This is a genomic window from Streptomyces sp. NPDC058221 (assembly GCF_042882365.1).
Taxonomy (GTDB): Bacteria; Actinomycetota; Actinomycetes; order Streptomycetales; family Streptomycetaceae; genus Streptomyces.
The window spans coordinates 97449-110634 of sequence record NZ_JBHVWF010000002.1 but is presented as its reverse complement, the minus strand read 5'-3'; the positions used below and the strand labels follow the sequence as shown (position 1 = coordinate 110634).

The following is a 13186-nucleotide window of genomic DNA, read 5'->3' as shown; positions in this document are numbered from 1 at the left end:
CCCACCCTAGGAGGGTGTGCCATGAGGCTCACAGTGTTCGGCGCGACAGGCGGTATCGGACAGGAGATCGTCCGCCAGGCGGTGGCAGCGGGGCACGAGGTGACGGCGGTGGTGCGCGATCCCGCGCGGCTGCCGGTCCCGCTCTCCGACGTCACGGTCCACACGGTGGCCCGGATCGACGATGCGGAGGCGCTGCGCGAGGCGGTCGCGGGCCGCGACGCGGTCCTCTCCGGTCTGGGGTCGCGGGGCCGCAAGGCCGACGGGATCGCGGAGCGGCTGACCCGCGCCGTACTGGCGGCGATGGAGGCCGAGGGGACGCGGCGGCTGCTCGTGGTGAGCGCGGCCCCGGTCGCACCGAAGCCGGCGGACGACCCGCTGCTCGACCGGATGATGCTCGGGGCGATCGGCGCGATCCTGAAGGAGGTCTACGCGGACCTCGCCGCGATGGAGGCCGCGCTCGCCGCCTCCGCGACGGACTGGACGTCCGTACGGCCTCCGAAGCTCACCAACGGCCCGCTGACGGGCACGTACCGGACCGTCCACGGCAGCAACCCGCGCAGCGGCCGGTCCATCTCCCGGGCCGATGTGGCGCACGCGATGCTGGCGCTGATCGACGACCCGGCGGCGGTGAAGCAGGGCGTGGGCGTGGCGTACTGAGCGGCATGCCCGTGCGGGGCCTTGCTACAGCCAGGGCCCCGCTACAGCGTCACGCCCACGGTCACCGGTTCGTTGACGAGCGTGACGCCGAAGACCTCATGGACCCCGGCGACGACCTCGCGGGCCAGGGCCAGCAGGTCCTCGGTGCTCGCGGCGCCCCGGTTGGTGAGGGCGAGCGTGTGCTTGGTGGAGATACGGGCCGGTCCGGTGCCGTATCCCTTGGTGAATCCGGCCCGGTCGATGAGCCAGGCCGCCGAGGTCTTGGTGCGTCCCTCGCCCGCGGGGAAGGCGGGGGGCGCCACCTCCGGGCCGAGCCGGTCCGCCACCCGGGCGAGGAACGCGTCGAACTGCTCCTGGTCCAGGATCGGGTTGGTGAAGAACGAGCCCGCCGACCAGGTGTCGTGGTCCTCCGGGTCGAGCACCATGCCCTTGCCGGCCCGGAGCCCGAGCACGGTCTCGCGGGCGGCGGCGGCCGGTACGCGCTCGCCCTCCGCGACGCCCATGGCACGGGCTGTCTCGGGGTACTTGAGGGGCGCGGACAGACCACCCGCCTCTTCGAGCCCGAAGCGGACGCGCAGCACCACGAAACGGTCGGGTTCGGCCTTGAAGCGGCTGTGCCGGTACGAGAAGTCGCACTCGACGTTCGGGATGGTGACGGTCTCGCGGCTGTGCCGGTCGTAGGCGACGACCTCCGTGATGGTGGACGACACCTCCTGGCCGTACGCCCCGACGTTCTGGATGGGGGTCGCTCCGGCGGAGCCGGGGATGCCGGCCAGGCATTCGAGCCCGGCGAGTCCGGCCTCCACACTGCGGGCGACGGCGTCCGTCCAGATCTCTCCGGCGGCCAGTTCGAGCGTCGCGCCGTCCAGCACGAATCCCTTGGTGGCGATGCGCAGGGCGGTGCCGTCGAAGCCCTTGTCGCCGATGACCAGATTGCTGCCGCCGCCGATGACCAGGAGCGGGGTACCGCTGTCGTCGGCCGCGCGCACCGCGTCGACGACTTCCGCGTCGGTCGTCGCGGTGAGGAGACGGGTGGCGGGGCCACCGAGCCGGAAGGTGGTCAGGGGGGCGAGGGGCGCGTCGTGGAGTTCCTGCACGGGGACAAGAGTACGGTCCGCTCCCCCGCCGTCAGGGCGGGGCCGCGGACCGTACGGGAGTGCCGACCCGTCAAGCGGGTACGGGGACCCGCTCCTCGGCCTGGCCGGGTTCCTGCGCGGGGGTGGTGGCACGGCGCGGGATCAGCAGGGCGACGAGCGCGGCGAGGGCCACCACCGCGGCGCCGATCCAGACCGCGGGGACGGTCCCGTCCGTGAAGAGCCGCGGCGTGCCGTAACCGCCCTGCGCGGAGAAGACCGCGGCGAGCACGGCGACCCCGAGGGCGCCGCCGACCTCGCGCAGTGCGTTGTTGGCACCAGAGGCGATGCCCTGTTCGCCGGGGCGGACGCTGGACATCACCAGGCTGGCGGCGGGTGCGAAGTACAGGGCCATTCCGACGCCGCCGACGATCAGCCCGGGCAGCTGCGCGGCGTAGGAGACGTCGGGGGCGAGGACTATGGCGAACAGCGCGAGGCCGAGGGCCTGGAGGGCGAGCCCGGTCACGACCACCGGACGGCCGCCGAACCGGTCGGCGAGTATCCCCGCGACGGGCGCCACCAGCATCGGCATCCCGGTCCAGGGGAGCATCCGCAGACCGGCCTCGGTGGGCGAGTAGCCCAGGGCGCCCTGCAGGTACTGGCTGAGCAAGAAGATCGAACCGAACATGCCGAGGAACATCAGCATGCTGGCCATGTTGATCCCGAAGAACGCCCGGTCCTTGAAGAGCCGCATGGGCAGCATCGGGTTCTTCGCGTGGAAGCCGTGGTGGATGAACCCTCCTATGAGTGCGGCACCGGCGATCAGGGCGGTGAGGACGGTGGGGCTGGTCCAGCCGTCGGCGTTGGCGTTGACCAGCCCGTAGACGATCCCGAAGAGCCCGCCGCTGACGAGGAGGGTGCCGGGGATGTCGATCCGGGCGTTCGGCGCGTACGACTCGGACAGGCGCAGTCGGGCGAGCGGCAGGAGGAGCAGACCGATCGGGACGTTCAGCCAGAAGATCCACTGCCAGGAGATGTGCTCGGTGAGGCTGCCGCCGATCAGCGGCCCGCTGGCCACCGCAAGACCGGTCACGGCGCTGAAGATACCCAGCGCGGCGCCCCGGCGGGCGGGTGGCACGGCAGCCGTGAGCAGGGTGAGGGTCAGCGGCATCATGACCGCCGCGCCCACGCCCTGGACCGCCCGGAAGGCGATCAGTTCGCTGATCCCCGGCGAGAGCGCGGCCGCGGCGGAGGCCCCGGTGAAGACGGTGAGTCCGGCGATGAAGAGCCGGCGCCGGCCGAACCGGTCACCGAGGGAGGCGCCGAACATCAGCAGGACGGCGAAGGTGAGGGTGTACGCGTTCACGGTCCATTCCAGCTCCTCCAGCTCACCGCCGAGGCTCTCGCGGATGGACGGCAGGGCGGTGGTGACGACGAGATTGTCGAGGGCCGCCATGAAGCCGGCCACGCTGGTGATGACAAGAGCCCAGGCCGCCCCCGAGCGGCCTTTCGTCTGCTGGTTCACTGCTCGCTCCCCCTGAGGGTTAGTAATCGATGACTAACTTTTCTGGGCAGAAATCCGGGCCGAACCCGGGGTTTGCACGGTTCAGACGGCCGGCCTGGCCGGTTAGCAGAACTTGGACCAGATCCGGTGACCCATGGGGAAGCCGAGTGAGGTCAGCGTGTTCATGAGCATGCCGTGCGCCAGGAACTCGGTGGCCTCTTCGGTGTCGCCACCGAGCGCGAGCGTGAGGTCGTCGAACATCTGCAGCCAGCCCGCACGCACCGACTCGCCGAACTCGTGGTCCCCGGCGGCCTCCGCGGCCGCGACGGCCGCGTACATCTGCATCTGCATCAGCAGCCGGTCGGGGTCGTCGACGATCAGGCGCTCGTACGCCGCGGCCATGGCGCCCTGCGCCTCTTCACCTTCGAGCCCCTCGGCGGCTTCCGCGAGGACCCTGCGGGTGTCCGTCAGGCACCGCTCGGATGCGGCGAGGAACATGGCCTGCTTATTGGGGAAGAGCCGGAAGAGATACGGCTGCGAGACACCTACACGCCTGGCGATCACCTCGGTGGACGTGGCGCTGTACCCGCCGCGCGCGAATTCGGTGATCGCCGCCCGGATGACACTCTCGCGCCGCTCGTCTGCACTCATCCTGACCATGCGGCAAAGTTAGTACTCAATCACTAACCTGGTCAAGCCGTGAGGAGCCGGTGCCCATGGGTAAGGGGCACGGCCCCATGGACCGCGCCCCTTACGTCCCTCAGCTCTTCACGGTGTCAGCCGAGCTGCACCACGGCGCGGGACATGCCCAGCACCTTCTTGTCGTCGCTCATCGCCGTCAGATCGACGCGCACCCGCTTGTCGTCCAGCAGGGCGGCCACCTTGCCGCTGACCTCGATCAGGGCGCCCTTGTCGTCGTTGGGCACCACGACCGGCTTGGTGAACCGCACCCCGTACTCGACGACCGCACCGGGGTCGCCGGTCCAGTCCGTGACCACCCGGATCGCCTCGGCCATCGTGAACATGCCGTGCGCGATCACGTCCGGCAGTCCGACCTCGCGGGCGAACTTCTCGTTCCAGTGGATCGGGTTGAAGTCCCCGGAGGCGCCCGCGTACTGCACCAGCATCGCCCGGGTGACCGGGAACGACTGCGCCGGCAGCTCCGTACCGACCTCGACCGAGCCGTAGCTCACCTTCGCCGTCATCACGCCTCCTCGGCGGCGCGCGCCACCAGCTTCGTCCACGCCGTCACGACATGCTCCCCGGACGCGTCGTGGACCTCGCCCCGGACGTCCAGGATGTCGTTGCCCGCCATGGACTTGACGGCCTCGATGGTCGAGGTGACCGTCAGCCGGTCCCCCGCCCGCACCGGACGCACGTAGACGAACTTCTGGTCGCCGTGCACCACCCGGCTGTAGTCCAGGCCCAGCTGGGGGTCCTGTACCACCTGCCCCGCGGCCTTGAAGGTGATCGAGAAGACGAAGGTCGGCGGCGCGATCACATCGCTGTGACCGAGAGCCCTGGCCGCCTCGGGATCGACGTACGCGGGGTTGGCGTCGCCCACCGCCTCGGCGAATTCCCGGATCTTCTCCCGGCCGACCTCGTACGGCGCGGTGGGCGGATAGGTCCGCCCCACGAAGGACTGGTCGAGCGCCATGAGCTCGCTACCTCCTGATGAAAGACGAATGGGCCGAAGTACAGACCTATACAACACAGCCCTGTACAACGACACGAGGCCGCCCCCAACGGGGACGGCCTCGTGTACGAGCCTGATTCAGCGCGTTTCGCGGTGCGCAGTGTGCGAGTTGCAGCGCGGGCAATGCTTCTTCATCTCAAGACGGTCCGGGTTGTTACGCCGGTTCTTCTTGGTGATGTAGTTCCGCTCCTTGCACTCCACGCAGGCCAGCGTGATCTTCGGGCGGACGTCGGTGGCAGCCACGTGAGTGCTCCTTGGACGGACGATGGACGGATGAACGCAAAAAAGAGTAGCCGATCGAAGGACCGACCCCACAATCGGCTACTGTTAGTAGCGGTGACCGGACTTGAACCGGTGACACAGCGATTATGAGCCGCTTGCTCTACCGACTGAGCTACACCGCTTTGATGACGAGTCTCCCCGCCGAAGCGGGGTTTCCCGATCACCAGAGCCCCAATGCGGAATCGAACCGCAGACCTTCTCCTTACCATGGAGACGCTCTACCGACTGAGCTATTGGGGCGAGCGATGAAGACATTACACGGTCGGTCGCCGATCGCCCAAATCCGTTTCGAAGCCCCATCCCGAGCCCTTGATCGACCCCGCCACGGACCCTCGATCTGCCGCTCGTCCGGCACTTGATCAGCGGTTCGGCGGCGGCCCGCCCGCCTCTCGTCCGGCACTCCCGAAGGGTCGGCGTGCCCCTCCGGACGGCACCGGTACGACTATTCAGCTCCTCCTCGAACCTGACACATCACACCTCTAGGCTCGACTCACTCTGCGTGACCCTGTCCCCTTCCCTGGAGCGCGATGCCCGACAGCCGGCCGCGGCCGCCAGAAGACCACGCCGCCGACGCGGCGAACGGCCAGAGTTCCGCGCTGACGCTCCGCGGCGCCCGTCTCACCGACGGCCGCATCGTGGACGTACGGCTCGGCAACGGCCGCATCGAGGCCGTCGGCACCGCGGGCAGCCTCGTCGCACCCGGCACCCGTATCGATCTGCGCGGCCACCTCCTGCTCCCCGCGCCGGCCGAGCCGCACGCCCACAGCGACACCGCGCTCACCGCCGACGGCGCCGGACCCGGCCTCCCCGGACCGGCGTCACAGCGCCCCGAGGACGTCCAGCGGCGCGCCACCGAGGCCGCGTTGCTGCAGGTCGGCCACGGCGCCACGGCGCTGCGCTCGCACGTACGGATCGGGGACGTACAGGGCCTCGCCGCCCTGGAGGCCGTCCTGCAGGCACGCCGCTCGCTGCGCGGACTCGCCGATCTGACCCCGGTAGCCGTCCCCCGGCTGCTCACCGGCGTCGCGGGCGCCGACGGCCTGGCCATGCTGCGCGACGCGGTGAAGATGGGGGCCGGTGCGGTCGGCGGTTGCCCCGACCTGGATCCCGACCCCACGGGCTACGCGGAAGCGGTCCTGGAGATCGCCGCCGAACACGGCTGCCCCGTCGACCTGCACACGGACGGTGACGACCCGGCGCGGCTGGCCCGGTTCGCCGCCATGGCAGGCGGGCTGCGCCAAGGGGTCGCCATCGGCCCCCTGGCGGGCCTTTCGCTGCTCGGCGGCGCCGCCGCCGGCCGCGCGGCCGACCAGCTCGCCGCATCCGGGGTGACGGTGATCTGCCTGCCCCAGGGCGGCTGCTGCGGAGCGGAGCGCCGGGGCACCGCTCCGGTACGACTGCTGCGGGCGGCCGGGGTACGGGTCGCGGCGGGCAGCGGGGCGCTGCGGGACCTCGCCAACCCGGTGGGACGCGGCGACCCGCTGGAGGCCGCCTTCCTGCTGGCCTCGCAGAACGGGCTGCGGGCCGAGCAGGCCTACGAGGCGGTGTCCGCGGAGGCCAGGCTCGCCATGGGGCTGCCGGAGGTGCGGATCGAGGCGGGCTTCCCGGCCGAGCTGCTCGCCGTGCGCGGCGAGCAGCTCACGGGGGTGCTCTCACTGGCCTACAGCCGGATCGTGGTGCACCGCGGCCGGGTGGTCGCCCGGACCAGCGCGGTACGCGAGTACTGCGACTCGGATACGGACGGCGGACAGGGTCTCCCCCGCCAGGGGCGGCCGGAAACCGGTGTCGGCGGCGGGCCTTGAGCGCGCCGCGGCGCGCTCCGGCGTACGGTCGTGACCATGCGCATTGTCATCGCAGGTGGACACGGTCAGATCGCGCTGCGGCTGGAGCGGCTGCTCGCTGCACGCGGGGATGAAGCGGCAGGCATCATCCGCAATCCCGAACAGAGTGACGACCTCCGGGCCGTCGGCGCCGAGCCGGTGGTCCTGGATCTCGAATCGGCCACCGTGGAGGAGACCGCGGAGGTGCTGCGCGGTGCCGACGCGGTGGTCTTCGCGGCCGGAGCGGGCCCCGACAGCGGCACGGGCCGCAAGGACACGGTGGACCGGGGCGCCGCGGTGCTCTTCGCGGACGCGGCGGAACGGGCGGGGGTGCGGCGCTACGTCGTGGTCTCGTCCATGGGCGCAGACCCCGACCACCCCGGCGACGAGGTGTTCGATGCGTACCTGCGGGCCAAGGGTGCGGCGGACGCCTATGTGCGCTCCCGCACGGCGCTCGACTGGACGATCCTGCGCCCCGGCATGCTGACCAACGACGCGGGCACCGGCGAGGTGCTGCTCGCCGCGTCGACCGGCCGCGGCCCGGTGCCGCGCGACGACGTGGCGGCCGCGCTCCTGGAACTGCTGGACACCCCGGCGACCGCGGGACTGACGCTGGAGCTCATCTCGGGCAGCGTGCCGGTGATGGTCGCGGTGAAGGACATCGCGGGGAACTGACGCACTGACCGGGACGGCGGTGCGCCCGCCGTCCCGGTCAGCCGCCGGGTGCCGGCCGTACGGTGATGCCGTGCCGCTCCAGCAGGGCCGCGGTGACGCCGTCGCCCGCGCGCAGCCGGCCGGCGAACGTACCGTCATGGACCGTGCCGCGCCCGCACGAAGGGCTGCGGGGCATCAGCAGCGCCTCGGCGCAGCCGGTCCTCCGTGCCGCCTCCAGCGCCCGCTGCGCACCGTCCAGGAAGGCTTCGGTCACATCGTGCCCGGCGTCGTCCACGACGCGTGCGCGGCCGTCCAGGACGTCGTGCCCGTCGCCCCCGACGATCTCCGCGGGGCGACGGGGCGTGGGCAGCCCCGCGGCGACCTCGGGGCAGAAGGCGACGGGCCGGCGGTCACCGATGGCGGCCGCCATCTCGGGCGAGGCCTTGCCCCTGCCGTCGAATCGGCAGGGAACCCCTTGAAGACAGGCACTGACCAGCACGGGTTCCATGTTCACGCCTCTCACCACGGCACAACAGAGAAGGCCCCCGTCCGAGGACGAGGGCCTTGCTTTGTGGCGGCGCCAGGGTTCGAACCTGGGTAGGCTGAGCCGGCAGATTTACAGTCCGCGCAGGCCACCGCCTCTGAGCTGCGATTTCCCGCTCGGCCTGGCCCCCTGCCCCACTGGCGCCCCGCGCGGCTTAACGACCCAGCCCGCGCGCTTGATGTAACCCCGTGCACCCGCCGGTCAAAGTCGAAGCGACAGCCCCGCAGAAGGCTCCGCCAACCCCTTCCCACCTGAGTCTTCTGCGTCGCCAGGTGCCCCTGGGTAGGGGCTCCAAGACCACCTCTGGGCTCCCGCAGTGGGCTTCGCTCAGCCTGGCGGGTGGCTCCGGTGAACGATGGCGACCGCCGCTGTCTGCTGCCGTTAATGCCAGGCGCGGATGTCAGCGAGTCCAACTTTGCCACCGTTAAAAGCGGGCGGCCGCCCAGACCACCCGTTAAGCCCCTGGGTCGTGGTGAATTAATCTCGGCGAGGCCAGGACTATGGAATCACAAAACGAACAACCGCGTCTGCACGCCTCCCTATCGCAGGTCAAGACTCAAAACCAGACACGGCGGTTGATCTCGTCCGCCAAGGATGACTGGGAGAGCCCAGATAGGATATACGCACTACCCCAAAGCGGACCGCTGGAATTGCAGCCCGGAGCCATATACTTTTTCACCACGAAACAGCCCGACTATGCCATTTCTGTAAAATTTTCGCTCTTTCCTCGGAGACACAAATGGAATCTCCACTTCCCAAGCATTCTCGATTGCCTCATAAAGCTCGTCAATAAGCGTCCTCTCCATGCTCAAATCCTCTGACCAATAGCGACTAAAGGAACCTCGACTACTTCGCTCGTTGACGTAGTAGACCACATTTTCTACCCCATCCAACTGAACCTCCTTGTCCCCGAGAAAGGTACTAGACTGTGAGTAGTCAACGGCCCGAAACTTCTTCCGTTGACTGATCCATTGAACCAGGCTGGCCCAGTCAACCCAATCATTTTCAACACGCCATATACGTAGTGGACGGACATCCGCACCGAATGCACATAGCGTCTCAGCCGCATTCGCGCACCATTCACCGTATGCATCGTCGCGGGCAGAAAGGTTACCCACCTGCAGGTCGGCCCAAGCCGTGTACTGCTCACGGGCTGCCAGAGGACGCGCCGCGTCTCTCGCTGCCCGCGCCGGCTTGCCGATTAGGAGTCCTGCTATCGACTCCTGCGTACTACGCGTTCGAGTGGGTCCTGCTGTTATGAGACACGTTTCATTCATCATGTACGACTCGGACAGGGTATGCGGGTCAAGAAGAGCTATTCTACCGACGTGCACACCATTCTCGTCATCCACGAATGACAACTCGTTGGCTACTTCTCTGGCAATTTTTCGAGCTTCCTCGAACGGGCTAATTCTGTAATCTTTGATTCGCCCCTCTGTCTCTTCCTCTTCTTCTTCCTCTTCCTCTTCGTATTCCTCTTCGTATTCCTCATAGCCTTGATCTGGCAGTTCCAGGGGAACCCCAAAAACCCTCATAAGAAAGTCCTTGCCATCAAGGGTCATCCAGTCATCTTTTTCCATTATTCTTCGTGGATCGGCTCCATCGGATACCCAAACATCTACCTCTGGCGCGGGAATCAGGTACCGGACGAGGTCACTCAGTGACAGGTAACCGCTAAATATGGTCTTCGCCATCCTAAGATCTCGAATCCGTAGGGCAGGCTTGCCATCAATCTTCTGGACCAGCGGCTCCTCAAGACATACACTCACTTCCGTACCTGGCTCGTCCAATTGCTCAGCATGAGTCGCACGACGTATGATTGGCCGACCTTCGATACCCTCACCAAATTCAAGTACCCAAGTGTCTGCTGGACCACCCGCGATTGCGCGAGACGTAACGCGAACCCTTTTCCCCATCATAAAGACCGAAAAGAAGCCGATGCCGAACCTTCCAGTGGGTTCAAAGCTGCTTGCCAGCAGGCCGGGATTTTCCCTGACCACTTCTTGACTAAGCCATGATGACGTGCCGAAATCCAGGAGTTTGCCTCCAAGGACAGCCGGACTCATTCCAATGCCGTTATCAGTGCACGATAGCCAATAAGACGATCCATCCTCCTTAAGGATGACGGATACTCGACCAAGGAACTGATGACCGCCCTTGTATGATGAGAGAGCCATTCTGGCTTTGGTTGCATCGCTGGCATTCGTTATCAGTTCACGCAACCCGATACTCCAGTCTTGTCCGTATAGCTCCGCTCCGCCGAGGCGCCGCACTAGACCTGCCACATCGCCAACATGTACTTGGGCAGCAACCGGAGCCCAGCCCCGACAAAGAACCATCTGGCTCAGCTCTTTCGGCGACTCAACGTTCGCTACTCCACGAGCCGCAAAGACACTCCTGCCGTTCTCAGACAGAATGCTGTCTGTGCTTCTGAGCTCATTGTCAACTACTCGAAGAGCGTCGTACCCGAGCCACCATGCTCCAATTTCTTCCTGGGAAAATCCATCCGGAGCAGTGAAAACTAGCCGCCCGTTATTCAGATATGGCCGCTGAAATCTACTCTGAAATATCCAGTGCTCTTTCGACGACGTTGGAAGATTTCGCACCGCTGCAAGCAGGTCGGGTGCTCGTGTTGAATCTAGATGAGCTGAGTCTGCAGTCCTAAGCAAACAAGCAATAAGCAGGGTGTCTACTTTCCACTCAACGGGCGCAAATCCAGGCGCCCCCACGGGCGAAGCCAGCCGTGTCACGAGCTCGTCGTGATTCCAGTGATGGCTTGCAGCAACTTGACCAATGAGCCGCCCGTAAGCACTTCTCAGCTCTGGATCCACGATCAAATTAACAATGCTTGAGTCCAATGCTTTCCACGACCCTAGAGGCAACTGCTCGGCCAATTCCGCATGTAGAGACCTAAGCAATACTTTTTCGGCTCTTTGCGCAATGTCCGCTGGGGGTGATGCCAGCTCAGAGGTGTATGGGGACCTGTTGTATTCCTTCCTGAGCTCATGAGCCAATGCATCTGGCCACTCTCGACGCTCTCGTATGGCTGCTCCGGAGACGTGGTAGGCCGCATTAGACATGGCCAAGTCGTGGACAAGTATGGATGCACCCAGGACGAATGCCTCGGCTGGGTTCAATGTGATCTCTGGACCCGCGATCAGGTCAGCCACTTCCCACAAGGCGGTCATATGAGAACCGTCGTGCTGCGTAAGTTCAGGCAAGTCGCGTGCTGTCTCGTTGGAGAGCGTGAATGCGCGCTCTCGCATATCTTCCAAGGCTCGCAAGAAACGTATTTTAGTGCCATCGTGGTCGTTGAATGCTTCTGGGCCAAAGGAACGCCGGTAGAGGCTGCTTCTACTTGTGCTCGCCTGGGTCATGTGCGGTAGTATGCCGCCTGGGCGGTTCAGCCACTAGCGGAACTGAGATAATCGCAGGTGGCTGGGGGTTCCAGGGTCACTCAGAGGGATGTCTGGCTGCACAAGGGGTGGGAAAGAGTGGCGTCAGAAAGCATCAAGAAGACCGATGAATCAGATCTCGCGAAGGGCATTGTGCCGCGATTTGCGTGGAGTTCCAGCGAGGCTTCCGAATCGACGAATGGACTTTTTCGCTGGGTCGAGTCGGAGGCATTGAAAGCGCATGACTGGTACCTTGTCGAGAAACAAGCAAAGTCGCGGGCATCGAAAATCCTAAGGATCATCGCGATTGGCGCTGTCACAATCGGCGCGGTTCTGCCAGTGGTGTCATTGCTCACTGATGGGGGCGTCAGATCAGAATCTGGCTACGTTGCGCTAGCACTCGGCGGTGGAGCGATGCTGCTGGATCGTGCGTTCGGATTTTCTGCATCCTGGACCCGCTATATGGCCACTGCAAGCTCTCTATCGAAGAGCATAATAAAATATCAAATAGAATGGACCCTTTGGCAAGCGAGCAATCCCGACGCGTCCAGTGCTGACACCCTCAAGGCAATCGAGGACATTATCCTGCCGTTTTCGAATGATGTGGCCGAGCTGATCGAACTGGAAACGTCATCTTGGTCTTCAGATTTTTCAGATAACCTCTCCGAGTTGCATTCATCGCTTTCTCAGTGAAGTTTCAGTCTGGGCGCATGATGTTCGCAATGTCGCGTTCTATGGTCGTGTTGGAAGCGACCATGGACCTTCTGATCTTATGCTTCCGCGCCCACGTCTGGGTGGGCGTCGGCGCAGCCGGAAGCCCGCCCAGCCAAGCGGAGCCGGGTGCTTGATGAGGTAGAGGAAGTTCCACCGCGCTGGAATCAGGACGACTCCTTAATGCCGTGCCCCTCACCGTCCGGTACGAGCCGACTCGTAAAGCCTGCGCTGCGCAGTCGCTCGTACGCTGCCGTTACATCCGTTGGCACCGACTGGCTGATCATGAACCCCTGGTCCGGGTAGATCAACAGACGCTGAAGTGCACCAACAAGCATGTCGATCACCAGGCGAGCATCTCCGATCGACTCGACGTAGTCGTCGAACGTCATCAGCGTGGACGCACTCACGATCTCGACCGCAGGCCACAGTTTGCGCGCTGTCGCATAAGCACGCCGCTCTTCGTACGGTTTGCTGACGAGCAGGACTGACGAGACATTCGTACCCGACTCCTCAAGAAGAGCCCGGGAGAAGCGGATGTTTTCTCCGGTGTTTCGAGCGTTCGGTTCAACTAGCACGTCGACGCTCGGGACGCCGAGTTCCAAGGCCCTTTCGCGGTAGTGGACCGCCTCGCCGCGCGGCATCCGCTCCTGGGTGGTGCGACTGGTAGCCCCAGTGAAGACGATGAGCGGCACTAGGCCGCGTTTGTATAGCTTGACCGCGGCATCAGCCACGCCAAGGTCGTGGCTACCCAAACCGACCGCCACAGAGCACGGCCGCAGCTCGTGCTGCATCTGGTGGTAATCCCACAGACGATGTGCATCTGCCCATGATTCTGTCGTGATCACCG

Annotated in this window: 13 protein-coding genes and 2 tRNA genes; 4 read left to right on the top strand and 11 right to left on the bottom strand. The window is 65.6% G+C overall.

The features are described from left to right. The first annotated feature begins 21 nt into the window (after nt 1-21). On the top strand, nt 22-657 hold the full coding sequence (locus ACFVW8_RS01415; protein WP_389685520.1) for an NAD(P)-dependent oxidoreductase: 636 nt from the start codon (nt 22-24) through the stop codon (nt 655-657). Nucleotides 658-698: 41 nt separating this feature from the next. Here the strand turns inward: ACFVW8_RS01415 and ACFVW8_RS01410 are convergent, their stop codons facing one another. From ACFVW8_RS01410 to ACFVW8_RS01375, 8 genes are all read right to left on the bottom strand, one after another. Further along, nucleotides 699-1754, bottom strand: coding sequence for a UDP-N-acetylmuramate dehydrogenase (locus ACFVW8_RS01410; protein ID WP_389685519.1), 1056 nt, complete (start codon nt 1752-1754; stop codon nt 699-701). Between the two features lie 70 nt (nt 1755-1824). Beyond that, the gene (locus tag ACFVW8_RS01405; RefSeq protein ID WP_389685518.1) at nt 1825-3255 is read right to left on the bottom strand and encodes an MFS transporter; all 1431 of its coding nucleotides are present in this window, start codon (nt 3253-3255) and stop codon (nt 1825-1827) included. A 102-nt stretch (nt 3256-3357) separates the two neighbouring features. After that, a complete protein-coding gene (locus tag ACFVW8_RS01400; protein WP_389685517.1) occupies nt 3358-3885 on the bottom strand; it encodes a TetR/AcrR family transcriptional regulator in 528 nt (175 codons plus the stop codon). A gap of 125 nt (nt 3886-4010) precedes the next feature. Beyond that, nucleotides 4011-4439, bottom strand: a complete 429-nt coding sequence (locus ACFVW8_RS01395; protein WP_389685516.1) for a MaoC family dehydratase — start codon at nt 4437-4439, stop codon at nt 4011-4013. After that, nucleotides 4439-4891 (bottom strand): MaoC family dehydratase N-terminal domain-containing protein, encoded by a 453-nt coding sequence (locus tag ACFVW8_RS01390; RefSeq protein WP_389685515.1) that lies wholly within the window; start codon nt 4889-4891, stop codon nt 4439-4441. Before ACFVW8_RS01390 ends, ACFVW8_RS01395 begins: the two co-directional genes overlap by 1 nt. Nucleotides 4892-5008: 117 nt before the next feature. After that, a complete protein-coding gene (rpmG, locus tag ACFVW8_RS01385; RefSeq protein ID WP_003956487.1) occupies nt 5009-5173 on the bottom strand; it encodes a 50S ribosomal protein L33 in 165 nt (54 codons plus the stop codon). A gap of 88 nt (nt 5174-5261) precedes the next feature. Next, nucleotides 5262-5334, bottom strand: a tRNA-Met gene (locus ACFVW8_RS01380). A 45-nt stretch (nt 5335-5379) separates the two neighbouring features. Further along, nucleotides 5380-5452 (bottom strand) — tRNA-Thr (locus ACFVW8_RS01375). Between the two features lie 287 nt (nt 5453-5739). Between ACFVW8_RS01375 and ACFVW8_RS01370 the strand changes: the two genes are divergently transcribed. Beyond that, nucleotides 5740-7014: an amidohydrolase family protein gene (locus tag ACFVW8_RS01370; protein WP_389685514.1), complete on the top strand. Its 1275-nt coding sequence runs from the start codon at nt 5740-5742 to the stop codon at nt 7012-7014. 36 nt (nt 7015-7050) lie between these two features. Beyond that, nucleotides 7051-7707 carry an SDR family oxidoreductase gene (locus ACFVW8_RS01365; RefSeq protein ID WP_389685513.1) on the top strand — a complete coding sequence of 219 codons (657 nt, stop codon included), beginning with the start codon at nt 7051-7053 and terminating at the stop codon, nt 7705-7707. A gap of 37 nt (nt 7708-7744) precedes the next feature. Here the strand turns inward: ACFVW8_RS01365 and ACFVW8_RS01360 are convergent, their stop codons facing one another. Further along, a complete protein-coding gene (locus tag ACFVW8_RS01360) occupies nt 7745-8194 on the bottom strand; it encodes a DUF523 domain-containing protein (RefSeq protein ID WP_389685550.1) in 450 nt (149 codons plus the stop codon). A 662-nt stretch (nt 8195-8856) separates the two neighbouring features. Then, on the bottom strand, nt 8857-11607 hold the full coding sequence (locus ACFVW8_RS01355; RefSeq protein WP_389685512.1) for an ATP-binding protein: 2751 nt from the start codon (nt 11605-11607) through the stop codon (nt 8857-8859). A 117-nt stretch (nt 11608-11724) separates the two neighbouring features. On the opposite strand from ACFVW8_RS01355, the gene ACFVW8_RS01350 reads away from it, so the two are divergent. Continuing rightward, on the top strand, nt 11725-12318 hold the full coding sequence (locus tag ACFVW8_RS01350) for an SLATT domain-containing protein (protein WP_389685511.1): 594 nt from the start codon (nt 11725-11727) through the stop codon (nt 12316-12318). 185 nt (nt 12319-12503) lie between these two features. Here ACFVW8_RS01350 and ACFVW8_RS01345 read toward each other — a convergent pair whose 3' ends face one another. Continuing rightward, nucleotides 12504-13184 carry a YdcF family protein gene (locus ACFVW8_RS01345; protein WP_389685510.1) on the bottom strand — a complete coding sequence of 227 codons (681 nt, stop codon included), beginning with the start codon at nt 13182-13184 and terminating at the stop codon, nt 12504-12506. Nucleotides 13185-13186: the final 2 nt, after the last annotated feature.

Excerpts from the sequence above, each read along its gene's own strand:
- ACFVW8_RS01415 (WP_389685520.1), top strand. The coding sequence starts at position 22 with ATGAGGCTCACAGTGTTCGGCGCGACAGGCGGTATCGGACAGGAGATC.
- ACFVW8_RS01400 (WP_389685517.1), bottom strand. The coding sequence starts at position 3,885 with ATGAGTGCAGACGAGCGGCGCGAGAGTGTCATCCGGGCGGCGATCACC.
- ACFVW8_RS01395 (WP_389685516.1), bottom strand. The coding sequence starts at position 4,439 with ATGACGGCGAAGGTGAGCTACGGCTCGGTCGAGGTCGGTACGGAGCTG.
- ACFVW8_RS01390 (WP_389685515.1), bottom strand. The coding sequence starts at position 4,891 with ATGGCGCTCGACCAGTCCTTCGTGGGGCGGACCTATCCGCCCACCGCG.
- ACFVW8_RS01370 (WP_389685514.1), top strand. The coding sequence starts at position 5,740 with ATGCCCGACAGCCGGCCGCGGCCGCCAGAAGACCACGCCGCCGACGCG.
- ACFVW8_RS01365 (WP_389685513.1), top strand. The coding sequence starts at position 7,051 with ATGCGCATTGTCATCGCAGGTGGACACGGTCAGATCGCGCTGCGGCTG.
- ACFVW8_RS01360 (WP_389685550.1), bottom strand. The coding sequence starts at position 8,194 with ATGGAACCCGTGCTGGTCAGTGCCTGTCTTCAAGGGGTTCCCTGCCGA.
- ACFVW8_RS01355 (WP_389685512.1), bottom strand. The coding sequence starts at position 11,607 with ATGACCCAGGCGAGCACAAGTAGAAGCAGCCTCTACCGGCGTTCCTTT.